Source organism: Cognatundibacterium curvum, from assembly GCF_014284235.1.
Lineage (GTDB): Bacteria > Pseudomonadota > Gammaproteobacteria > Burkholderiales > Burkholderiaceae_D > Undibacterium > Undibacterium curvum.
The window spans coordinates 147,956-168,819 of record NZ_JACOGD010000003.1; the positions used below are offsets into that span (position 1 = coordinate 147,956).

Sequence of the window (20,864 nt, forward strand, 5' to 3'; positions counted from 1 at the left end):
GAATCATGTCTGAGCTTAACAGATCCTGGTATTAACTACATTTTCGGAGAATACGATGAAAAAAATGATCTTGCTTGCTGCTGCAATGAGCTTTGCAATTCCTGTCTATGCACAAAGTCTGGCCGGTACGGTATTAACAGTAGGTGGCAGTGCTGAAATTAAAGTCGACAACGATCAGGCGAATCTGAGTTTTTACCTGGAAGAACAGGATAAAGATAAAGCGCAGGCCGCGTCGCGCCTGAATCAGAAAATGAAATCCGGCACCGATCTGATCAAAAAAGAAGATCCTCAGGCAGAGCTGATGACGCGTAATTATTATACGTATCCAGTCTATTCTGATGAAGTGCAAGTCGCCGGTGCTCAGCCTAAAAAACGCCAGATCACAGGCTGGCGCGTAGGTCAGTATCTGGAAGTCAAAACGATCAATTTGAAGCAGTTGCCATCTACCGTGGCATCAGCGCAAAAAGTTATGAGTCTGAATGGCATCCATTTTGGTTTGTCGCCACAGGCGGCAGCTAAACTGGAAGAAGAGCGCATCCAGGCTGGATACAAAAATTTTTCTGACAAATTAGCCATGGTGGTCAATGCGATGGGTCGCAAATTGCAGGATGTGCAAATTGAAGCTGTGGATTTCGATGGCGCAGCATTGGAAATGCCCCAGGTACAAATGGCAGCAGCGCCTATGATGTTGAAGGGTGCCCGTATGGCAGATGCGGTGGCGGAGCCTAGTTTCGAGCCTGGTTCAAGCTCGCTGTCAATACGCGTCAATGGCAAGGTTCGCCTGAAGTAAGCGGGGCCTGCCGGTACAAAGATCCAGTGCCGGCAACAGCATGGGTTTTCCTGTGTAGGAATCAGGGTTATACTTGCCCGAACTTTCATCTATCGCCCGGTCAGAGTGGATTGCTCAGGCAGTCAGCTCTGGTTCGGGCATATTTTTTCAGGCAAAAACGCATGTCATCTTCACCGCGACGCAAACCAAAAGGCAGTTTTAAACTTTTCCCTAAAGGTGCGCGCAAATCACAGCAGAGAAACGATGGACTGCCACCACCAGCCGTGCGTGAGCGTTCGCGTGGTATTTATCTGCTGCCCAATGCATTTACTACCGCCGCTTTGTTTTGCGGATTTTATGCCATCGTGATGGCGATGGATCAGCAATTCCATCAGGCTGCCGTCGCGATTTTTATCGCCATGGTATTGGATGGTCTGGATGGCCGCGTGGCGCGGCTGACCAATACCCAGAGTGAGTTTGGTGCGCAATATGACAGCTTGTCAGACATGCTGTCTTTCGGGGCGGCGCCCGCACTGGTGGTGTATGAATGGGCCTTGCGTGGCATGGGTAAGCTCGGCTGGCTGGCAGCCTTTGTCTACTGTGCTGGCGCTGCGCTCAGACTGGCACGTTTTAATACCAATATCGCCGTGGTTGATAAGCGTTATTTCCAGGGTTTGCCGAGTCCGGCTGCGGCAGCATTGGTGGCGGGTTTTGTATTGCTGATGAATGATCTGCAATTTACTGGTGCTGACTTACGCTGGTACGCATGGGCGATTGCTTTGTTTGCCGGATTGACGATGGTGACGAATGTGCCGTTTTACAGTTTTAAAGAAGTGAATCTGCGCAAAACGGTACCCTTTATGGCGCCGCTGCTGATATTGCTGGTGTACGTGATTGTCGTCAGTGATCCGCCTAAAGTGTTGTTCGGACTATTTGTGTTTTATGGCTTGTCCGGCTACATCGTATTGTTGTGGCGCTGGCGCCGCGGTCGTCCTGTTAGTCTGATTCAAACCAAAGCAGAACACGCGGACGAAAAATAAAATTCCGGGTTTTTCGAATAGAGCCACAGTGAGCGAAATACACTGTGGCTTTTTTCTTTTTTGTCTGGATTTAATTTGGTTTTTTGCTGCTATAAATTCTTGCACTTTTCCGCATTCGCGCTTATAGTCTGAGGCATGAACTTTTCTTCTTCATCCTTTGCAGTTTTCACTTTAGCAGGCGCGACCCGTCTGCTATCGCTATTGGCATTTCTACTAGTGCGGTAACGCGCTAAATCCCCCCTACCCACAATCCGTGTATTGCCCCGCTCGTGCATATCCTGCAAGGGCAGGCCGGACAATAGGCAAAATCTGCATTTTTCTTATTCAAATTATTCGCTACTGGAGAGTAACATGGCTGACAAACTGATCATATTCGATACAACTTTGCGCGACGGTGAGCAATCACCGGGAGCTTCGATGACTAAGGATGAAAAAATCCGCATCGCGAAACAGCTGGAGCGACTGAAGGTAGATGTGATCGAAGCTGGTTTTGCAGCAGCTTCTCCTGGTGACTTCGAAGCGATCAAAGCGATTTCCGCAACGATTAAAGATTCCACGATCTGCTCACTGTCGCGCGCGAATGATCGCGATATTGCACGTGCAGCCGAGGCTTTGCAGGCGGCCCAGCGCAAGCGTATCCATACTTTCATCGCAACCTCTCCGCTGCACATGGAAAAGAAGCTGCGTATGTCTCCCGATCAGGTGCTGGAGCAGGCGATACAGGCGGTGCGCTATGCACGTCAATTTACCGATGATGTGGAGTTCAGTCCTGAAGACGGCAGTCGTTCCGAAATGGATTTTCTGTGCCGTGTGATTGAAGCGGTCATTAAAGAAGGTGCGACCACGATTAACTTTGCTGACACGGTTGGTTACGGCGTGCCTGAGTTGTACGGCAATATGCTGAAGTCTTTGCGTGAACGCATACCAAATTCCGATAAAGCCATCTGGTCTGTGCACTGTCATAACGATCTTGGCATGGCGGTCGCCAATTCCCTGGCAGGTGTGATGATAGGCGGAGCGCGCCAGGTGGAGTGTACGATCAATGGTCTGGGTGAGCGCGCTGGCAATACCGCTCTCGAAGAAATTGTGATGGCGGTACGCACCCGTAAAGATTATTTCAATCTCGATTTGGGTATCGATGCAAGCCAGATCGTATCGGCTTCTAAGCTGGTGTCGCAGATTACAGGTTTTGCCGTGCAGCCGAATAAGGCCGTGGTGGGTGCCAATGCATTTGCACATGCATCGGGTATCCATCAGGACGGTATTTTGAAAGCGCGCGATACTTATGAAATTATGCGTGCCGAAGACGTGGGCTGGAGCGCTAATAAAATTGTATTGGGCAAGCTGTCTGGTCGCAATGCGTTCAAACAACGGCTGGAAGAATTGGGTATAGAGCTGGAATCTGAAGCGGAAGTCAATGCAGCGTTTGCGCGCTTCAAGGAATTGGCGGACCGTAAATCAGAGATTTTCGATGAAGATATTCTGGCGCTGGTCTCGGACGAAGAGCATGCGAATGATAATGAGGCCTTCCATTTTGTCTCACTGGCTCAGCGTTCAGAAACCGGTGAACTACCGCTTGCCAAGGTAGTCTTTTCGCGTGAAGGCAGTGAAATCAGTTGCGAGGCGAACGGTAATGGCCCGGTGGATGCGATAGTCAATGCGATTGAGTCTAAAGTCGCAAGCGGAGCTGAATTGCTGCTGTTCTCGGTGAATGCGATCACGACTGGTACGCAGTCGCAGGGCGAGGTGACGATGCGCCTGTCCAAGTCGGGACGTATCGTTAATGGTGTCGGTGCTGATCCGGATATCGTGGTGGCTTCGGCAAAAGCTTATTTGTCAGCACTGAATAAGCTGCAATCGAAAACAGAAAAGCTGAACCCTCAGGTCTGATGCTTGTGCTTGTTCAATTATTCGCATTTATGTTATAGTTGCGGGTCCCGTCATTCCGGCGGGTATTTATTCACGATAGCGGAGGTTGTCTCTGACTCACTTTTGCTATCGCATGTAAAGGAAAATTATGTCTATCGTTAAATCCCAGAAAGCCGCCATCGTTGCGGATAACGCACGTGGTCAGAACGACACTGGCTCTCCAGAAGTTCAAGTTGCTTTGTTGACAGCTCGTATCAACGATCTGAACTCCCACTTCAAAGCACACGGTAAAGATCACCATTCCCGTCGCGGTCTGATCATGATGGTTAACCGTCGTAAAAGCCTGCTGTCTTACCTGAAAGGTAAAGACCTGAACCGTTACCGCGCTCTGATCGAAAAACTCGGTCTGCGTAAGTAATTGTTGCTGTTTCTGGCAAAAAAATTGTAGCAAAAAGCCTGCGTCAGATGATGTCGCAGGCTTTTTGTTTTTGTGGTTTTGATTCTGTGGTACCTGTAGGTCTGCGCAGGTCAAAGCTATACAGATTTGCTCTGCTGCACACGGGATTTGTGTGTGCTGATGCAAAAAAGGTGGCCCTCAAGGCTGCTTGTGGTGAGGTGAACGACAGCGCCTGAAAATCTGTCGGCAAAATAGAAAGGACACATTGTGTTTAATAAAGTTACTAAAACCTTCCAATACGGCCAACATCAAGTCACCCTGGAAACCGGTGAAATTGCGCGCCAGGCATCCGGCGCTGTGATGGTTTCTATCGAAGATACCGTTGTGCTGGCAACCGTCGTTGCTAAAAAAGATGCAAAGCCAGGTCAGGATTTCTTCCCATTGACCGTTGATTACATGGAAAAAAGCTACGCAGCTGGCCGTATTCCAGGTGGTTTCTTCAAACGTGAAGGCCGCCCTTCTGAAAAAGAAACACTGACATCCCGTTTGATCGATCGTCCGATTCGTCCGTTGTTCCCTGAGGGTTACCTGAATGAAGTTCAGGTGATCGTGCATGTACTGTCCGTGAATCCTGAAATCGACCCTGATATCGCTGCGATGATCGGCGCTTCTGCTGCGATCAGCCTGTCCGGTATTCCTTTTAACGGTCCTCTGGGCGCAGCGCGTGTAGGCTATACAAATGGTCAATACGTTTTGAATCCAACTGCGACTCAGTTGAAGACTTCCGAGATGGATCTGGTTGTTGCCGGTACCGAAGCAGCTGTGCTGATGGTGGAATCCGAAGCGCAGCAATTGTCGGAAGAAGTCATGCTGGGCGCGGTTGTGTATGGCCACGAACAAATGAAAGTCGTGATCGATGCGATACATGAGCTGGTACGTGATGCTGGTAAGCCTGAAGTGCAGTGGGCGCCGGCAGCTAAAAATGAGGCGCTGATCGCTGCGGTGACTGCAGTTGCTGAGCCACTGTTGCGCGCTGCGTATCAGACTAAAGAAAAGCAAGCACGTACTGAGCAGCTGAAATCTGCAAGTGCTGCTGTTGCTGCTGCGTTGGCAGAGCAGACTGCTGCTGCCAGTGTGGATGCGCCGGATTCCGCTGAAGTTGGCAATATCTTGTTTGATCTGGAAGCAAAAATTGTACGTTCCCAGATCCTGGAAGGTGAGCCACGTATCGATGGCCGTGATACCCGCACTGTGCGTCCTATCAGCATCAGTACTGGCGTATTGCCACGTACCCATGGTACTGCTTTGTTCACACGTGGTGAAACACAGGCGCTGGTGATTGCGACGCTGGGTACTGCACGTGACGAACAAAAGATTGATGCTTTGATGGGCGAATACTCTGACCGCTTCATGCTGCATTACAACATGCCTCCATTCGCAACTGGCGAAACTGGCCGTGTTGGTACGCCTAAGCGCCGTGAAATCGGCCATGGCCGTCTGGCTAAGCGCGCATTGCAGGCTGCATTGCCTGATCCTGAAGATTTCAGCTACTCCGTACGTCTGGTGTCTGAAATTACAGAGTCCAATGGTTCTTCCTCCATGGCGTCGGTATGCGGTGGCTGTCTGGCACTGATGGATGCGGGTGTGCCTATGAAAGCCCACGTCGCCGGTATCGCGATGGGCCTGATCAAAGAAGGCAATAAATTTGCGGTCTTGACAGACATTCTGGGCGATGAAGATCATCTGGGTGATATGGACTTTAAAGTGGCAGGTACTGCTGCCGGTATCACTGCCTTGCAGATGGATATCAAAATCCAGGGCATCACCAAGGAAATCATGCAGGTCGCTTTGGCTCAGGCTAAGGAAGGCCGTATCCATATCCTGGGTAAGATGCAGGAAGCTGTGCCAACCGGTAAGACAGAATTGTCTGACTTTGCGCCGCGTCTGATCACTATCAAGATCAATCCTGAAAAAATCCGTGACGTCATCGGTAAGGGTGGTGCAGTGATCCGCGCCTTGACTGAAGAAACTGGTACGCAGATCGACATCAGTGATGAAGGTGTGGTCACTATCGCTTCTGTAGATGCTGCTGCAGGCCAGGAAGCTAAACGCCGCATTGAAGAGCTGACTGCTGAAGTTGAAGTAGGCAAGGTCTATGAAGGTACAGTGTTGAAATTGCTGGACTTCGGTGCCATCGTTCAGATCATGCCAGGTAAAGATGGCTTGCTGCACATCAGCCAGATCGCAAATGAGCGCGTGAATGCAGTCGCTGACTACCTGAAAGAAGGTCAGCAAGTGCGCGTAAAAGTGCTGGAAACAGATGACCGCGGCCGCTTTAAGCTGTCGATGAAAGCAGCGGTGGCTGAAGGTGCTGATGTTCAGCAGCAACAACAGCAACAACAGTAATAGTAATCATCGGCGTTAGCTGAGATTGTGGAAAACGCCCGTATCATTGCGGGCGTTTTTTATTGGGGCTTACAAAAATTTTTGGGCAAGGTGGAATGATAAGCTGATGCAGGATGCGTGACATGCAGTCATAGCGCTGCTCAGCCACCTGTGTGTTGAATTGGTATGTGAAATAGTTGGAGGTACATGATGCGTGCGATAGAGATGCGTGGTTTTGGTGGTCCGGAGGTGTTGCAACTTTGTGAGCGCGACATGCCTGTGCCGGGCCCGGGTGAGATATTGATACGGGTTAGCGCGGCAGGTGTGAACCGCCCTGATGTGCTGCAGCGTATGGGGCTTTATCCGGTGCCGCCTGGTGCTTCTGATTTGCCAGGCCTGGAAGTGGCTGGCGAGATTGTGGCTGGTGATATGACTGGCAGTGAATTGCGTATTGGTGATGCGGTGTGCGCTCTGGTGCAGGGTGGGGGCTATGCTGAATATTGCGTCGCGCCGCTGGCGCAGTGTCTGCCTGTGCCACAAGGATTGTCTATGCTGGAAGCGGCATCGCTGCCGGAAACTTACTTTACTGTCTGGAGTAATGTCTTTGACCGTGCGCGTCTGCTGCCTGGAGAGAGTTTGCTGGTGCAGGGTGGGGCATCCGGTATAGGTGTGGCGGCGGTACAACTGGCGCGCGCAATGGGTAACCGGGTCTTTGCGACTGCCGGTTCGGATGAAAAATGCCGTGCAGTTGAGGTGCTGGGTGCGGAGCGCTGCATTAACTACAAAACCGAGGACTTTGTGCAGGTAGTGCGTGAGCTGACCGCTAACCGGGGTGTGGACGTGGTGTTAGATATGGTGGCCGGTGATTATCTGCCGCGTGAAATGCAATGTCTGGCGGATGACGGGCGGATAGCGATCATTGCATTGCTGGGTGGAGCTAAGGCGCAAATCGATCTGGGGCAGGTATTGCGCAGAAGGTTGACAATCACTGGGTCCACGCTGAGGCCGCGTTCCGTGCAGTTTAAGCGTGACATCACTGCACAACTCAAAGAAAAGGTCTGGCCGTTGCTGGAAAAAAGGCAAATTCAGCCCGTGATTCATACGGTACTCCCTTTGCAGGCGGCAGCCCAGGCACATGCATTGATGGAGTCCGGGCAGCATATTGGTAAGATAGTTTTGCAGCTTGATTGAATTTGCCTGTGTTGGTGTTTTATTTAAGCTTGAAACTTGTTGGATAGTGCAGGGCTTGTGGTTTGACCACACTTGTTCCGCGGGATACAATAGACGGTTATTTACATTGAAACTGACTATGCGACGCACTCTTATAGCTGGTAACTGGAAAATGAATGGCAGCTTTGCTGCTAACCGCTCCTTACTTACTGAAATCGTAGCTGGTTTGCCAGCTTCCTCGTCGGCAGATGTGCTGGTTTGTGCGCCTGCTCCTTATCTGGCGCAATGCGCTGATGTGCTGGCTGCTTCGCCAGTCGCCTGGGGTGCGCAGGATCTGTCTGTGCATGCACAGGGTGCGTACACAGGTGAAGTGTCTGCTGCGATGTTGCTGGATTGTGGTTGTCGTTACGTGATCGTCGGACACTCAGAGCGCCGTGCATATCATGCGGAATCGGATCAACTGGTCGCGCAGAAGGCGTTGCGCGCCGTTGAGGCGGGCTTGAAGCCCGTGGTTTGCGTGGGCGAAACGCTGGAGCAGCGTGAGGGTGGCCAGACGAATCAGGTGGTGGGGGCGCAGCTTGATGCGGTGCTGGCTTTGCTGACGGTTGAGCAGTTGCGCAATATTGTGGTTGCGTATGAGCCAGTGTGGGCAATTGGTACTGGCAAAACCGCGACACCCCAAATGGCGCAGGATGTGCATGCTTTCCTGCGTCAGCAGATTGCTGCAAAAGACCAGGAGTTGGGTGTGTCTGTGCAAATTTTGTATGGTGGCAGTATGAAGCCGGATAATGCGGCTGAGTTGCTTTCAATGGCAGATATTGATGGCGGCTTGATTGGTGGTGCAGCGCTGAAATCGGCGGATTTCCTCGCTATTGTCGGTGCAGTGAAGTAATTGCGAATTTGGATATTTAATCTTTCTTGGGTGTTTTGAATGCAAACTTTTTTTACGTTGATCGTTGTGGTGCAAGTGGTTTCGGCGTTGGCTATTATCGGTCTGGTGCTGCTGCAGCACGGTAAAGGTGCTGATATGGGTGCTTCTTTCGGTTCCGGTGCTTCGGGTAGTTTGTTTGGCGCGACTGGTTCTTCCAATTTCCTGTCCCGTTCGACGGGTATCGCTGCTGCAATTTTCTTTTCTGCGACGCTGGCATTGGCGGTAGTGGGTGGCAAAGCTAAAGTTAGTGGTGGTGTGATGGATAATTTGCCTGCGTCGGCTGCGCCGGCCAGTGCGGCAGTATCCGCTGTGCCAGCCTCTGCGCCTGCTGATACGCAATCGAATCAAATCCCAAAATAAGTTGTGCAGGGCAGAGTGGCCTGGCTGTAGTGGGACTTAGTTTTGGGTGTTGAAGATACCTGAATGTTTGGCCTCCATAGTTTGAGTTGACTCTGCTGTGTATTTAATTTGTTGCTCAGCAAAAAAACTTTGATTTTATGCCCTTTGTGCGTTGAACAATGGGTGTGGAAGTAGTAGAATGCTGGGCTTAGGCCGACGTGGTGAAATTGGTAGACACGCTATCTTGAGGGGGTAGTGGCGCAAGCTGTACGAGTTCGAGTCTCGTCGTCGGCACCAAGCAAAAAGTCAGATTTTCTTTCCTGGCTTTGTCGAGGAAGTGGTTGTGGGTTTGAAGTCTCTTTCAAAATGCAATTCGCTTCATATGGCGTTCAATTACAGGTAGCCTAACGTGAACCTCGAAAATTATTTCCCAGTTCTTCTATTTATTCTGGTTGGCATCGGTGTTGGTGTGTTGCCGCAATTATTGGGTCGCATTCTTGCTCCTTATAAGCCAGATTCCCAAAAAACATCCGCCTATGAGTGCGGCTTCGAGGCATTCGAAGATGCGCGCATGAAGTTTGATGTGCGCTACTACCTGATTGCTATTCTTTTTATTCTGTTTGATCTTGAGACTGCGTTCTTCTTCCCGTGGGGAGTGGCAATGCGTGATCTGGGCTGGCCAGGTTTCCTGATCATGCTGGGTTTTGTCTTGGAATTTGCAGTTGGATTCTGGTACATCTGGAAAAAAGGCGCTCTGGATTGGGAGTGATGGATTATGGCAATTGATGGTGTGTTGAATGAAGGCTTCGTTACGACGACTGCCGATAAGCTGATTAACTGGACTCGTACCGGGTCTATGTGGCCGATGACTTTTGGTCTGGCTTGCTGCGCGGTTGAGATGATGCATGCTGGCGCTTCCAGGTATGACCTGGATCGCTTTGGTGTGGTGTTTCGTCCGTCGCCACGTCAGTCTGACGTCATGATTGTTGCTGGTACGCTGTGCAATAAAATGGCGCCTGCGCTGCGCAAAGTTTATGATCAGATGGCTGAGCCGCGCTGGGTAATCTCTATGGGTTCCTGCGCTAACGGTGGTGGTTATTATCACTATTCGTACTCAGTTGTGCGTGGTTGTGATCGTATCGTGCCTGTTGATATTTATGTTCCGGGCTGCCCACCGACTGCTGAGGCGCTGATGTACGGCATCATCCAGTTGCAGAATAAGATCAAACGTACCAATACTATCGCGCGTTGAGCGATAGGTTGCTGAGGCATTCGTAAATTATGACAACCAAATTAGAGAAACTTGAGGCTGCTGTACAGGCTGTCTTGGGTGAGCGCATCGTTCAGTCGAAAAATGCGCTGGGTGAGTTGACTATCGTTGTTGCGGCTGCAGACTATCTGCAGGTAATGCGTGATCTGCGTGATCACGCAGATACGCATTTTGAAGAGTTGATTGACCTGTGTGGTGTTGATTATTCCACCTACGGTGACGGTGCTTGGGATGGGCTGCGTTATGCAGTCGTATCCCATTTGCTGTCTGTGAAGCATAACTGGCGCTTGCGTGTGCGTGTGTTCGCTACGGATGACGAGATGCCAGTAGTTGCTTCACTGATTGATGTGTGGAACGCGGCTAACTGGTATGAGCGTGAAGCTTTCGATTTGTACGGTATTTTGTTTGATGGCCACAATGATTTGCGCCGCATTCTGACTGATTATGGATTTATCGGTCATCCGTTCCGTAAAGATTTCCCTGTTTCCGGATATGTTGAGATGCGCTATGACGCTGAACAAAAGCGCGTGGTCTATCAGCCTGTCACCATTGAACCCCGCGAAAATACACCACGTATTATTCGTGAAGAAAATTACGGGATGAAATAATGGCTGAAATTAAGAATTACACCCTGAACTTTGGTCCTCAGCATCCTGCTGCGCACGGTGTGTTGCGTCTGGTGCTGGAGTTGGATGGTGAAGTAATCCAGCGTGCTGATCCGCACATCGGTTTGCTGCATCGCGCGACAGAAAAGTTAGCTGAACAAAAAACCTTCCTGCAGTCCGTACCTTACATGGATCGCCTCGATTACGTATCCATGATGTGTAACGAGCATGCCTATGTGATGGCGATAGAAAAAATGCTGGGCCTGGAAGTGCCTTTGCGTGCGCAGTACATCCGCGTCATGTTCGATGAAATTACGCGTTTGCTGAATCATCTGTTGTGGATAGGCGCGCATGCGCTGGACGTGGGTGCGATGGCGGTGTTCCTGTACGCTTTCCGTGAACGTGAAGATTTGATGGATTGCTACGAAGCGGTATCCGGTGCACGTTTGCATGCGGCTTACTACCGCCCTGGTGGTGTGTATCGTGATCTGCCGGATCAGATGCCTCAGTTCACGACCTCTGCGTTGAAAAACGAAAAAGCAATGCGTCAGATGAACGAGAACCGTCAAGGCTCGTTACTGGACTTTATTGAAGACTTCACTAACCGTTTCCCTGGTTACGTCGACGAATACGAAACTCTGCTGACTGATAACCGCATCTGGAAGCAGCGTCTGGTTGGCGTCGGTGTGGTGTCGCCTGAGCGTGCACTGGCTATGGGTTTCACAGGTGCGATGTTGCGCGGTTCCGGTATTGAATGGGATCTGCGTAAGAAGCAACCGTACGAAGTTTACGACCTGCTTGATTTTGATATTGCTGTCGGCGTCAATGGTGACTGCTATGACCGCTATCTGGTGCGCGTCGAAGAAATGCGTCAGTCTAACCGCATCATCAAGCAATGCGTGGAATGGCTGCGTAATAATCCAGGTCCTGTGATCACCAATAATCATAAAGTGGCTCCGCCTGCACGTGTGAACATGAAGTCGAATATGGAAGAACTGATCCATCACTTCAAATTGTTCACTGAAGGCTTCCATGTTCCTGCTGGCGAAGCGTATGCAGCAGTTGAGCATCCAAAAGGTGAGTTCGGTATTTATCTGATGTCTGATGGTGCGAATAAGCCTTACCGGTTGAAGATCCGTGCTCCTGGCTATGCGCATTTGCAAGGTCTGGATGAAATGGCGAAGGGACACATGATTGCTGATGCGGTGACCATTATTGGTACTCAGGATATTGTGTTTGGTGAGATTGATAGATAAAGACGTTGGTTGACGTTGATTCGAGGCATGGGCTATGGTGTTATCAGAGCAGGCATTTAAAAAAATTGATCGTGAACTGGCAAAGTTCCCGGCTGACCAGCGTCAATCCGCTGTGATGGCGGCATTGGCTATTGCTCAAGACGAAACGGGATGGGTTTCCCCTGAAGTGATGCAGACCCTGGCAGACTACATTGGTATGCCAGCTGTCGCCGTTCAGGAAGTGGCCACCTTCTACAACATGTACAACACGAAACCGGTTGGCAAGTTCAAGATTTCTGTGTGTACCAATCTTCCTTGCGCCTTGTCTGGCGGTGAGCGCGCAGCGCATCACCTGAAGCAAAAACTGGGTCTCGATTACAAAGAGACCAGTGCTGACGGACAGTTTACGCTGGTTGAAGGTGAGTGCATGGGCGCTTGCGGCGATGCACCGGTTATGCTTGTGAATAACAAGCGTATGTGCAGCTTCATGTCGAACGACAAAATCGACCATCTGGTTAATGAATTGAAAGAGGCAGGTAAATAATGACGAGTCTGCATAGTCGCCATATTAAGCCTTTGATTCTGGCTGGTTTGGATGGAAAAAACTGGCATCTCGAAGACTATGTCGCACGGGGTGGTTATCAATCCCTGAAGCGCATCCTTTCCGAAAAAATCCCGCCTGAACAGGTTATCGCTGAGCTTAAAGCGTCATCGCTGCGTGGTCGTGGTGGTGCAGGTTTCCCGACTGGCCTGAAGTGGAGTTTCATGCCACGCCAGTTCCCTGGTCAGAAATACCTGGTCTGTAATACAGATGAGGGTGAGCCTGGTACATTTAAAGACCGCGATATCATTCGCTATAATCCGCATGCCCTGATCGAGGGTATGGCCATCGGTGCGTACGCGATGGGTATCACCGTCGGCTACAACTACATCCACGGTGAAATTTTCGCAGATTACGATCGTTTCGAAGAAGCGATTGAAGAAGCCCGTGCAGCTGGCATGTTAGGTAATAACATCGCCGGTTCCGAGTTTTCTTTCCAGCTGCATGCTTTCCATGGTTATGGCGCTTACATCTGCGGCGAAGAAACGGCTTTGCTGGAATCGCTGGAAGGTAAAAAAGGTCAGCCTCGCTTTAAACCGCCATTCCCGGCCAGTTTTGGTCTGTACGGCAAGCCGACTACGATCAATAACACCGAAACCTTTGCAGCCGTGCCTTTCGTGCTGGCCATGGGTGGTGAAGCCTATGCGGCATTAGGTAAGCCTAACAATGGCGGTACTAAGATTTTCTCCATGTCGGGTGACGTGGCGAAGCCAGGCAACTATGAAGTGCCGCTCGGTACCCCGTTTGCGACGCTGCTGGAATTAGCTGGTGGCATGCGCGATGGTAAGAAGATTAAAGCGGTTATCCCTGGTGGTTCCTCGATGCCAGTATTGACCGGTGATGTGATGATGGCGACTGACATGGATTATGACTCCATCGCTAAAGCGGGCTCCATGCTGGGTTCCGGCGCGGTCATCGTGATGGATGAAACACGTTGCATGGTCAAATCCCTGCTGCGTCTGTCTTACTTCTACTTTGAAGAGTCTTGCGGTCAATGTACTCCTTGCCGTGAAGGCACAGGCTGGTTGTATCGCATGGTACATCGCATCGAACATGGTCAGGGCCGTCCGGAAGATCTGGATATGCTCAATTCCATCGCCGACAATATTCAAGGTAAAACGATTTGCGCACTGGGCGACGCTGCAGCAATGCCGGTACGTGCATTCGTGAAGAACTTCCGCGAAGAATTTGAATATCACATCGAGCATAAGCATTGCTTGGTTCCCACTTACCTGTAAGCCAGCTTCGGTTAGCACACTTAGAGTAGACCATGGTTGAAATCGAAATAGACGGCAAAAAAGTCGAAGTCCAAGAAGGTAGTATGGTGATGGATGCTGCCAATAAGCTTGGCACTTACATTCCTCATTTTTGCTATCACAAAAAATTATCTATTGCGGCAAACTGCCGCATGTGTCTGGTTGAGGTTGAAAAAGCACCTAAGCCTTTGCCTGCCTGCGCGACCCCGGTCACGCCGGGCATGATTGTGCGTTCCCACAGCGATAAAGCGGTGAAAGCTCAAAAAGCGGTGATGGAATTCCTGTTGATTAACCATCCGCTGGATTGCCCTATCTGCGATCAGGGCGGTGAATGTCAGTTGCAGGATCTGGCAGTTGGTTACGGTGGCACGACTTCACGCTATGAAGAAGAAAAGCGTGTGGTATTCCACAAGGATGTAGGTCCGCTGGTATCGATGGAAGAAATGAGCCGCTGCATACATTGCACGCGTTGCGTCCGTTTCGGTCAGGAAATAGCCGGTGTGATGGAGCTGGGTATGCTCAATCGCGGCGAACACTCCGAGATCACTTCCTTCGTCGGTAAGACAGTTGACTCTGAATTGTCCGGCAATATGATTGATCTGTGCCCGGTTGGTGCACTGACTTCTAAGCCATTCCGCTACTCCGCACGTACCTGGGAATTGTCCCGTCGTAAATCGGTGAGTGCACATGATGGCCTGGGCTCCAACCTGATCGTTCAGGTGAAGAATCACAAGGTAATGCGCGTTGTTCCTCTCGAAAACGAAGAGATCAACGAGTGCTGGATTTCCGATAAAGACCGCTACTCTTATGAAGGCGTGAACAGCGCTGAGCGTCTGACCAAGCCTATGATCAAGCAAGGCGGTCAATGGCAGGAAACAGACTGGCAAACCGCGCTGGAATACGTCGCGCATGGCCTGCGTAATGTCAAGCATGAACATGGTGCTGATTCGATAGCAGCTGTCGTTGCACCTTACGCGACGCTGGAAGAAATGAGTCTGGCACAACGCATCGTGCGTGGTCTGGGTTCTGACAATATCGATTTCCGTCTGCGTCAGACTGATTTTGCATTGAACAGCACAGTTAAACCTTGGCTGGGTACAAGCATTGCGCAATTCGCGCAGCTGAAAAATGTATTCGTCATCGGCTCTTTCCTGCGTAAAGACCATCCTTTGCTGGCTGCGCGTCTGCGTCAGTCCGTCAAGTTGGGTGCGAAGCTGAGCGTGTTGAATGCAACGGACGATGACCTGCTGATCAGGCTGGCAAATAAAGTCGTTGCTGCACCTTCCGCATGGCTGGCAGAACTGGCCAAAGTAGCAGTAGCTGTCGCCGCTAAAAAAGAAGTGGCTGCACCAGCTGGTTTCGAACAGTTTGTAGCTGACAGCACTGCAGAAAATATCGCCGCCAGCCTGATCGCGGGCAAGGCTGGTGTTTTCCTCGGTAACGCAGCAGTTGCACATCCACAGTCCGCACAGTTGCACGCGCTGGCACAGTGGATCGCTGAACAGACTCAGGCTGATTTTGGTTATCTGACTGAAGCAGCAAACACAGTCGGTGGCTACCTCGCAAACGCCTATCCGCAAAAGTCTGCACAAGCAGTTTTCGCGGCGCCTAAGAAAGCCTACATCGTATTGCACGCTGAGCCACTCCTGGACAGTGCTAATCCGGTACAGGCACAGGCTGCACTGGCTCAGGCTGATATGGTAGTGGTCATGTCGCCGTTTAAACACGGTGCTGAATACGCCGACGTCTTGCTGCCAGTATCGCCATACACAGAAACAGCCGGTACTTTCGTCAGTTGCGAAGGTCGTGCACAAAGCTTCCACGGTGTGGTTCGTCCTTTGGGTGATACCCGTCCGGCATGGAAAGTCTTGCGCGTACTTGGCAATTTGCTGAGCCTGCCTGATTTTGATTTCGAGACTTCTGAAGCAGTACGTGACAGCGTGCTGGCAGGTAAAGACCTTGCTACTATCCTCAATAACCGTGCTGATGTCGCCGCAGTTGCACCAGTTGTAGCGCAAACTGCAAACGTCGCGCTGGAACGTATCGCTGACGTGGGTATTTATAACACTGACGGTATCGTGCGCCGTGCTGAAGCGCTGCAACAGACTGCAGATGCACGTGCACCGCTGGCGTCGATCAGCGCTGCGCTGGCTGCACAGCTGGGTGCGCAGGATGGTGATTTGTTGAAATTCACTAAGGGTGGTTCGGTATTGTTGAATACACGTATCGATGCTGCGCTGCCGGCGAATGTCGTTCGTGTTGCAGCAGCCAATGTGTTGACCGCAAATCTGGATGGTATGTTTGGCGAAATTAACGTGGAGCGTGCGTAATGGATTTGCTGCTCACTTTGCAAAATATGGGTCAGAGTGTATTTGGCTATTACTGGACTTTCGTCTGGACCTTAATCAAGATCGTTTGCATTACTTTGCCTGTCATGGGTTGCGTTGCCTACCTGACTTTGTGGGAACGTAAGATGATAGGCTGGATGCATATCCGCCTTGGCCCGAATCGTGTTGGTCCTGCCGGTTTGTTGCAGCCGATTGCTGACGCACTGAAGCTCTTGCTGAAGGAAATCGTTGTTCCGGCTAAAGCAAATAAAGTCTTGTTTATCCTGGCGCCAGTCATGACCATCATGCCTGCGCTGGCAGCCTGGTCAGTGGTTCCATTTGGTCCGGAAACTGTGCTGGCGAATGTGAATGCAGGTCTGTTGCTGATCATGGCGATCACTTCTATGGAAGTGTACGGCATCATCATCGCAGGCTGGGCTTCTAACTCCAAGTATGCCTTCCTTGGTGCCATGCGTGCTTCGGCACAGATGGTGTCCTATGAAATCGCAATGGGTTTCGTGCTGGTGATCGTACTGATGGTATCCGGCAGTCTGAATCTGACCGATATCGTTAATGCGCAGACTAAGGGTTTTGCTGCGAGCCATGGTTTCAATCTGTTCTCCTGGAACTGGTTGCCATTGCTGCCTATGTTTGTCGTGTATGTGATTTCCGGTATTGCTGAAACTAACCGTCATCCGTTTGACGTGGTTGAGGGTGAGTCTGAAATCGTTGCCGGTCACATGGTTGAATACTCCGGTATGTCGTTTGCGATGTTCTTCCTGGCTGAATACGCTAACATGATCCTGATCTCCGCGATGGCATCCCTGATGTTCCTCGGCGGCTGGTCGGCACCATTGGCTTTCCTGGACTTCATCCCTGGCTGGATCTGGCTTGGAATTAAAACTTTCTTTGTGGTTTCCCTGTTTATCTGGGCACGTGCATCTTTCCCACGCTATCGCTATGACCAGATTATGCGTCTGGGTTGGAAAGTATTCATTCCGCTGACCCTGGTGTACTTGGTAATCGTTGCAGCTTGGATGCAAACCTCCTGGAATATTTGGAAGTAAGAGGCTAGAAAAATGGAAGCAATTAAAGATTTTTTTGGCAGCCTGATGCTGCGCGAACTGATTAAGGGGCTGGCACTGACCGGTCGCTATATGTTCGCTCGCAAAATTACTGTCCAATTTCCTGAGGAAAAAACGCCACAGTCGCCACGTTTCCGTGGCCTGCATGCGCTGCGTCGTTATCCAAATGGTGAAGAGCGTTGTATCGCCTGTAAATTGTGTGAAGCAGTTTGTCCTGCAATGGCGATCACCATTGAATCCGACCAGCGTGAAGACGGTAGCCGTCGTACCACACGTTACGATATCGATCTGACCAAATGTATTTTCTGCGGATTCTGCGAAGAGTCCTGCCCGGTGGATTCGATTGTTGAAACGCATGTGCTGGAATATCACGGTGAAAAACGTGGCGACCTGTACTTCACCAAAGAAATGCTGCTTGCTGTAGGTGATCGTTACGAAAACGAAATCGCCGCAGCCCGTGCTGCTGACGCTGCTTACCGCTAATTGGATAGAATTCGATATGGAATTTACCACTGCTTTATTTTATGTTTTTTCAGCGATTCTGGTGCTGGCAGCCACGCAGGTGATCACTGCCAGAAATCCGGTTCACGCAGCGCTGTTCCTGGTGCTGTCTTTTTTCACAGCAGCTGGTATCTGGATGCTGTTGAAAGCTGAGTTCCTGGCTATCGTACTGGTGCTGGTGTATGTCGGTGCGGTCATGGTGCTGTTTCTGTTCGTCGTGATGATGCTCGATATTAATATCGACAAACTGCGCGCCGGATTCTGGAGCCATTTCCCGCTGGCGGCGACCGTTGGTATCGTGATCGTGCTGGAGATGTCTGCAGTATTGTGGAAGGGTTTCCTGCGTCCGGTTAACCACGTACCGGCTGCTGCAGAGACCATCGGTAACACTAAGAATTTGGGTGTTATTATTTTCACCCAGTATCCGTTTGCCTTTGAAGTTGCTGCTGCGATTCTGTTGCTGGCTATCGTTGCTGCGGTCGCACTGACACTGCGCAAGCGCAAAGACAGCAAATATGTCGATCCTGCACAAGCCGTCAAAGTGAAAGCATCTGACCGTGTACGCATCGTTAAGATGAAAGCTGAATCTGAGCGTGTGGCTGACGCATCCACCGCGACTAAGGAGAACTGATCATGGGTTTGTCTCTGACACACTACCTAATCCTGGGCGCGATACTGTTCGCAATTTCTATCGTCGGTATTTTTCTGAATCGTAAAAATATCATCGTCTTGCTGATGGCGATTGAGCTGATGCTGTTGGCAGTGAATATCAACTTTATTGCATTCTCCCATTACCTGGGTGATGCAGCGGGTCAGATTTTCGTCTTCTTCATTCTGACGGTAGCAGCGGCAGAATCGGCGATAGGTCTGGCTATCTTGGTCGTACTGTTCCGTAATCTGGATACGATCAATGTCGAAGATCTGGACGCATTAAAGGGATAATGATGGCGGGTCGTTACTGGATAACGACCCATCATTCGCTGGCGATTTAAAAAAGTAATAAGCTAACAAAGGGTCATCATGGCGGGGCAACTTAACCCACAACTATTATTGGCTGTACCTCTGGCTCCATTGGCAGGATCTGCCATTGCAGGTTTGCTGGGCACCAAGTTTTTCGGTAACGTCGTTGGGCGTAAAGTCTCACACACGGCGACTATCCTTGGCGTTCTGGTCGCGTTCATCCTATCGTGTATGACGCTTAGTTCACTGCTGGATGGTGCACCGGTCTACAACGCGACTTTATATCAGTGGATGGAAGTCGCTGGTCTGAAGCTGGAAGTCGGTTTCCTGGTCGATAATCTGACGGCCATGATGATGTGCGTGGTGACCTTCGTGTCGCTCATGGTGCATATCTATACCATCGGTTATATGCAGGAAGATGAAGGCTATAACCGCTTCTTCTCGTATATTTCCCTGTTCACTTTCTCCATGCTGATGCTGGTGATGAGTAACAACTTCCTGCAATTGTTCTTTGGCTGGGAAGCTGTGGGTCTGGTGTCTTACCTGCTGATCGGCTTCTGGTATACCAAGCCAACAGCGATCTACGCGAACATGAAGGCTTTCCTGGTTAACCGTGTCGGTGACTTTGGCTTCATACTCGGTATAGGCTTGCTGCTTGCTTACTCAGGTTCGATGAATTACGCAGAAGTCTTCGCTAAGAAAGAAGAACTCGCGACAGTATTGTTGCCAGGCACAGACTGGATGCTGATTACCGTTGCCTGTATCTGCCTGTTTATCGGTGCGATGGGTAAATCTGCTCAGTTCCCGCTGCACGTCTGGTTGCCTGACTCCATGGAAGGCCCGACCCCGATTTCCGCGCTGATTCACGCGGCAACCATGGTGACCGCAGGTATCTTCATGGTATCCCGTATGTCTCCGCTGTTTGAATTGTCCGATACCGCCTTATCCTTTATTCTGGTTATCGGTTCGATTACCGCCTTGTTTATGGGTTTCCTGGGGATTATCCAGAACGATATCAAACGCGTTGTCGCTTACTCTACGCTGTCCCAGCTGGGTTATATGACAGTCGCCCTGGGTGCTTCTGCTTACTCGGTTGCGGTTTTCCATCTGATGACGCATGCATTCTTTAAAGCCTTGCTGTTCTTAGGTGCAGGTTCTGTGATTATCGGTATGCATCATGATCAGGACATCCGTAACATGGGTGGTCTGCGTAAATACATGCCTATCACCTGGATCACCTCCTTACTGGGTTCCCTGGCGCTGATCGGTACCCCGTTCTTCTCCGGTTTCTACTCTAAAGACAGTATTATTGAAGCAGTGCAGGCTTCGCATCTTGCAGGCGCTGGCTTTGCCCAGTTTGCGACACTGGCTGGTGTATTCGTGACTGCCTTCTATTCTTTCCGTATGTATTTCCTGGTCTTCCACGGTAAAGAAAACTTTGGACATGCGCATGATCACCATGGCCATGATGCCCACGATGCGCATGATGATCACGGCGATCATCACCATGGACTGGCTCCGGGTCAGAAACCGCATGAATCCCCGTTCGTGGTCTGGTTCCCATTGGTTGCGCTGGCTATTCCTTCGGTCGCTATCGGTTTCATCGCAATCGAACCTATGTTGTTCGGCAGCTTCTTCAATAACGTGATTTTCGTCAATGAAGCACATCACGCAATGGCTGAACTGAAGCACGAGTTCCATGGCCCGGTAGCAATGGCCGTGCATGCACTGACCTCCTTGCCACTGTGGCTGGCGATTGCAGGTGTAGCCTTGTCGTATTTCTTCTACATGGTAAAACCAGCGATTCCAACGGCGATCAAGAAAAATGCAAGCGCAATCTACACGCTGCTGGACAATAAATACTACATGGATCGCTTCAATGAGATCGTATTTGCAGGTGGTGCACGCTTATTGGGTGGCGGCCTGTGGAACATCGGTGACAAAGGTTTGATCGACGGTCTGGTGGTCAATGGAAGTGCCAAAATTGTTGGCTGGTCTTCCCGCGTCATCCGTTTGTTCCAGAGTGGTTATATCTATCACTATGCTTTTGTAATGATTTTGGGCGTACTGGCATTCCTCGTCTATTTCATGCCTTTCCCTTTTGCTAAATAAGTGACCTCAGCG

The 20,864-nt window shown here is 50.5% G+C and carries 20 protein-coding genes and 1 tRNA gene; all 21 read left to right on the forward strand.

Annotation, left to right across the window (positions count from 1 at the left end; all coding sequences use genetic code 11):
* Positions 1–55: 55 nt before the first annotated feature.
* The 21 genes from H8K43_RS06825 (at position 56) to nuoL (ending at position 20,852) form a co-directional block, all read left to right on the forward strand.
* Positions 56–790 carry an SIMPL domain-containing protein gene (locus H8K43_RS06825; protein ID WP_186903146.1) on the forward strand — a complete coding sequence of 245 codons (735 nt, stop codon included), beginning with the start codon at positions 56–58 and terminating at the stop codon, positions 788–790.
* Between the two features lie 161 nt (positions 791–951).
* Positions 952–1,809 (forward strand): CDP-diacylglycerol--serine O-phosphatidyltransferase, encoded by an 858-nt coding sequence (gene pssA, locus H8K43_RS06830; protein ID WP_186903147.1) that lies wholly within the window; start codon positions 952–954, stop codon positions 1,807–1,809.
* A gap of 351 nt (positions 1,810–2,160) precedes the next feature.
* Positions 2,161–3,699: a 2-isopropylmalate synthase gene (locus tag H8K43_RS06835; RefSeq protein WP_186903148.1), complete on the forward strand. Its 1,539-nt coding sequence runs from the start codon at positions 2,161–2,163 to the stop codon at positions 3,697–3,699.
* A gap of 127 nt (positions 3,700–3,826) precedes the next feature.
* Positions 3,827–4,096 carry a 30S ribosomal protein S15 gene (rpsO, locus tag H8K43_RS06840; RefSeq protein WP_186880054.1) on the forward strand — a complete coding sequence of 90 codons (270 nt, stop codon included), beginning with the start codon at positions 3,827–3,829 and terminating at the stop codon, positions 4,094–4,096.
* 246 nt (positions 4,097–4,342) lie between these two features.
* A complete protein-coding gene (pnp, locus tag H8K43_RS06845) occupies positions 4,343–6,481 on the forward strand; it encodes a polyribonucleotide nucleotidyltransferase (protein WP_186903149.1) in 2,139 nt (712 codons plus the stop codon).
* Between the two features lie 189 nt (positions 6,482–6,670).
* The gene (locus H8K43_RS06850) at positions 6,671–7,651 is read left to right on the forward strand and encodes an NAD(P)H-quinone oxidoreductase (RefSeq protein WP_186903370.1); all 981 of its coding nucleotides are present in this window, start codon (positions 6,671–6,673) and stop codon (positions 7,649–7,651) included.
* Positions 7,652–7,769: 118 nt separating this feature from the next.
* Positions 7,770–8,522, forward strand: coding sequence for a triose-phosphate isomerase (gene tpiA, locus H8K43_RS06855; protein ID WP_186903150.1), 753 nt, complete (start codon positions 7,770–7,772; stop codon positions 8,520–8,522).
* Positions 8,523–8,561: 39 nt separating this feature from the next.
* Complete coding sequence (secG, locus tag H8K43_RS06860) at positions 8,562–8,921, forward strand: preprotein translocase subunit SecG (protein WP_186903151.1); 360 nt, start codon at positions 8,562–8,564, stop codon at positions 8,919–8,921.
* A 191-nt stretch (positions 8,922–9,112) separates the two neighbouring features.
* A tRNA-Leu gene (locus H8K43_RS06865) sits at positions 9,113–9,197 on the forward strand.
* A 112-nt stretch (positions 9,198–9,309) separates the two neighbouring features.
* Positions 9,310–9,669 (forward strand): NADH-quinone oxidoreductase subunit A, encoded by a 360-nt coding sequence (locus H8K43_RS06870; RefSeq protein WP_162020073.1) that lies wholly within the window; start codon positions 9,310–9,312, stop codon positions 9,667–9,669.
* Positions 9,670–9,675: 6 nt separating this feature from the next.
* Complete coding sequence (locus H8K43_RS06875; RefSeq protein WP_162020074.1) at positions 9,676–10,152, forward strand: NuoB/complex I 20 kDa subunit family protein; 477 nt, start codon at positions 9,676–9,678, stop codon at positions 10,150–10,152.
* A gap of 29 nt (positions 10,153–10,181) precedes the next feature.
* Positions 10,182–10,778, forward strand: a complete 597-nt coding sequence (locus tag H8K43_RS06880) for an NADH-quinone oxidoreductase subunit C (RefSeq protein ID WP_186903152.1) — start codon at positions 10,182–10,184, stop codon at positions 10,776–10,778.
* Positions 10,778–12,031, forward strand: a complete 1,254-nt coding sequence (locus tag H8K43_RS06885; protein ID WP_186903153.1) for an NADH-quinone oxidoreductase subunit D — start codon at positions 10,778–10,780, stop codon at positions 12,029–12,031. The genes H8K43_RS06880 and H8K43_RS06885 overlap by 1 nt, the downstream gene beginning before the upstream one ends.
* A gap of 34 nt (positions 12,032–12,065) precedes the next feature.
* Positions 12,066–12,554 (forward strand): NADH-quinone oxidoreductase subunit NuoE, encoded by a 489-nt coding sequence (gene nuoE / locus H8K43_RS06890; RefSeq protein WP_162020077.1) that lies wholly within the window; start codon positions 12,066–12,068, stop codon positions 12,552–12,554.
* On the forward strand, positions 12,554–13,849 hold the full coding sequence (gene nuoF / locus H8K43_RS06895; RefSeq protein WP_162020078.1) for an NADH-quinone oxidoreductase subunit NuoF: 1,296 nt from the start codon (positions 12,554–12,556) through the stop codon (positions 13,847–13,849). The genes nuoE and nuoF overlap by 1 nt, the downstream gene beginning before the upstream one ends.
* 32 nt (positions 13,850–13,881) lie before the next feature.
* Positions 13,882–16,197 carry an NADH-quinone oxidoreductase subunit NuoG gene (gene nuoG / locus H8K43_RS06900; RefSeq protein WP_186903154.1) on the forward strand — a complete coding sequence of 772 codons (2,316 nt, stop codon included), beginning with the start codon at positions 13,882–13,884 and terminating at the stop codon, positions 16,195–16,197.
* Positions 16,197–17,261 carry an NADH-quinone oxidoreductase subunit NuoH gene (gene nuoH, locus H8K43_RS06905; RefSeq protein WP_186903155.1) on the forward strand — a complete coding sequence of 355 codons (1,065 nt, stop codon included), beginning with the start codon at positions 16,197–16,199 and terminating at the stop codon, positions 17,259–17,261. Before nuoG ends, nuoH begins: the two co-directional genes overlap by 1 nt.
* 12 nt (positions 17,262–17,273) lie before the next feature.
* The gene (gene nuoI / locus H8K43_RS06910) at positions 17,274–17,762 is read left to right on the forward strand and encodes an NADH-quinone oxidoreductase subunit NuoI (RefSeq protein WP_162020081.1); all 489 of its coding nucleotides are present in this window, start codon (positions 17,274–17,276) and stop codon (positions 17,760–17,762) included.
* A 16-nt stretch (positions 17,763–17,778) separates the two neighbouring features.
* A complete protein-coding gene (locus H8K43_RS06915; protein WP_186903156.1) occupies positions 17,779–18,411 on the forward strand; it encodes an NADH-quinone oxidoreductase subunit J in 633 nt (210 codons plus the stop codon).
* A 2-nt stretch (positions 18,412–18,413) separates the two neighbouring features.
* The gene (nuoK, locus tag H8K43_RS06920) at positions 18,414–18,722 is read left to right on the forward strand and encodes an NADH-quinone oxidoreductase subunit NuoK (RefSeq protein WP_162020083.1); all 309 of its coding nucleotides are present in this window, start codon (positions 18,414–18,416) and stop codon (positions 18,720–18,722) included.
* A gap of 78 nt (positions 18,723–18,800) precedes the next feature.
* The gene (gene nuoL, locus H8K43_RS06925; RefSeq protein ID WP_186903157.1) at positions 18,801–20,852 is read left to right on the forward strand and encodes an NADH-quinone oxidoreductase subunit L; all 2,052 of its coding nucleotides are present in this window, start codon (positions 18,801–18,803) and stop codon (positions 20,850–20,852) included.
* Positions 20,853–20,864 lie beyond the last annotated feature (12 nt).

What these genes read in the sequence shown, in the direction of transcription:
- H8K43_RS06825 (WP_186903146.1), top strand. Translation starts at nt 56, where the DNA reads ATGAAAAAAATGATCTTGCTTGCTGCTGCAATGAGCTTTGCAATTCCT.
- pssA (WP_186903147.1), top strand. Translation starts at nt 952, where the DNA reads ATGTCATCTTCACCGCGACGCAAACCAAAAGGCAGTTTTAAACTTTTC.
- H8K43_RS06835 (WP_186903148.1), top strand. Translation starts at nt 2,161, where the DNA reads ATGGCTGACAAACTGATCATATTCGATACAACTTTGCGCGACGGTGAG.
- rpsO (WP_186880054.1), top strand. Translation starts at nt 3,827, where the DNA reads ATGTCTATCGTTAAATCCCAGAAAGCCGCCATCGTTGCGGATAACGCA.
- H8K43_RS06850 (WP_186903370.1), top strand. Translation starts at nt 6,671, where the DNA reads ATGCGTGCGATAGAGATGCGTGGTTTTGGTGGTCCGGAGGTGTTGCAA.
- tpiA (WP_186903150.1), top strand. Translation starts at nt 7,770, where the DNA reads ATGCGACGCACTCTTATAGCTGGTAACTGGAAAATGAATGGCAGCTTT.
- secG (WP_186903151.1), top strand. Translation starts at nt 8,562, where the DNA reads ATGCAAACTTTTTTTACGTTGATCGTTGTGGTGCAAGTGGTTTCGGCG.
- H8K43_RS06875 (WP_162020074.1), top strand. Translation starts at nt 9,676, where the DNA reads ATGGCAATTGATGGTGTGTTGAATGAAGGCTTCGTTACGACGACTGCC.
- H8K43_RS06880 (WP_186903152.1), top strand. Translation starts at nt 10,182, where the DNA reads ATGACAACCAAATTAGAGAAACTTGAGGCTGCTGTACAGGCTGTCTTG.
- H8K43_RS06885 (WP_186903153.1), top strand. Translation starts at nt 10,778, where the DNA reads ATGGCTGAAATTAAGAATTACACCCTGAACTTTGGTCCTCAGCATCCT.
- nuoE (WP_162020077.1), top strand. Translation starts at nt 12,066, where the DNA reads ATGGTGTTATCAGAGCAGGCATTTAAAAAAATTGATCGTGAACTGGCA.
- nuoF (WP_162020078.1), top strand. Translation starts at nt 12,554, where the DNA reads ATGACGAGTCTGCATAGTCGCCATATTAAGCCTTTGATTCTGGCTGGT.
- nuoG (WP_186903154.1), top strand. Translation starts at nt 13,882, where the DNA reads ATGGTTGAAATCGAAATAGACGGCAAAAAAGTCGAAGTCCAAGAAGGT.
- nuoH (WP_186903155.1), top strand. Translation starts at nt 16,197, where the DNA reads ATGGATTTGCTGCTCACTTTGCAAAATATGGGTCAGAGTGTATTTGGC.
- nuoI (WP_162020081.1), top strand. Translation starts at nt 17,274, where the DNA reads ATGGAAGCAATTAAAGATTTTTTTGGCAGCCTGATGCTGCGCGAACTG.
- H8K43_RS06915 (WP_186903156.1), top strand. Translation starts at nt 17,779, where the DNA reads ATGGAATTTACCACTGCTTTATTTTATGTTTTTTCAGCGATTCTGGTG.
- nuoK (WP_162020083.1), top strand. Translation starts at nt 18,414, where the DNA reads ATGGGTTTGTCTCTGACACACTACCTAATCCTGGGCGCGATACTGTTC.
- nuoL (WP_186903157.1), top strand. Translation starts at nt 18,801, where the DNA reads ATGGCGGGGCAACTTAACCCACAACTATTATTGGCTGTACCTCTGGCT.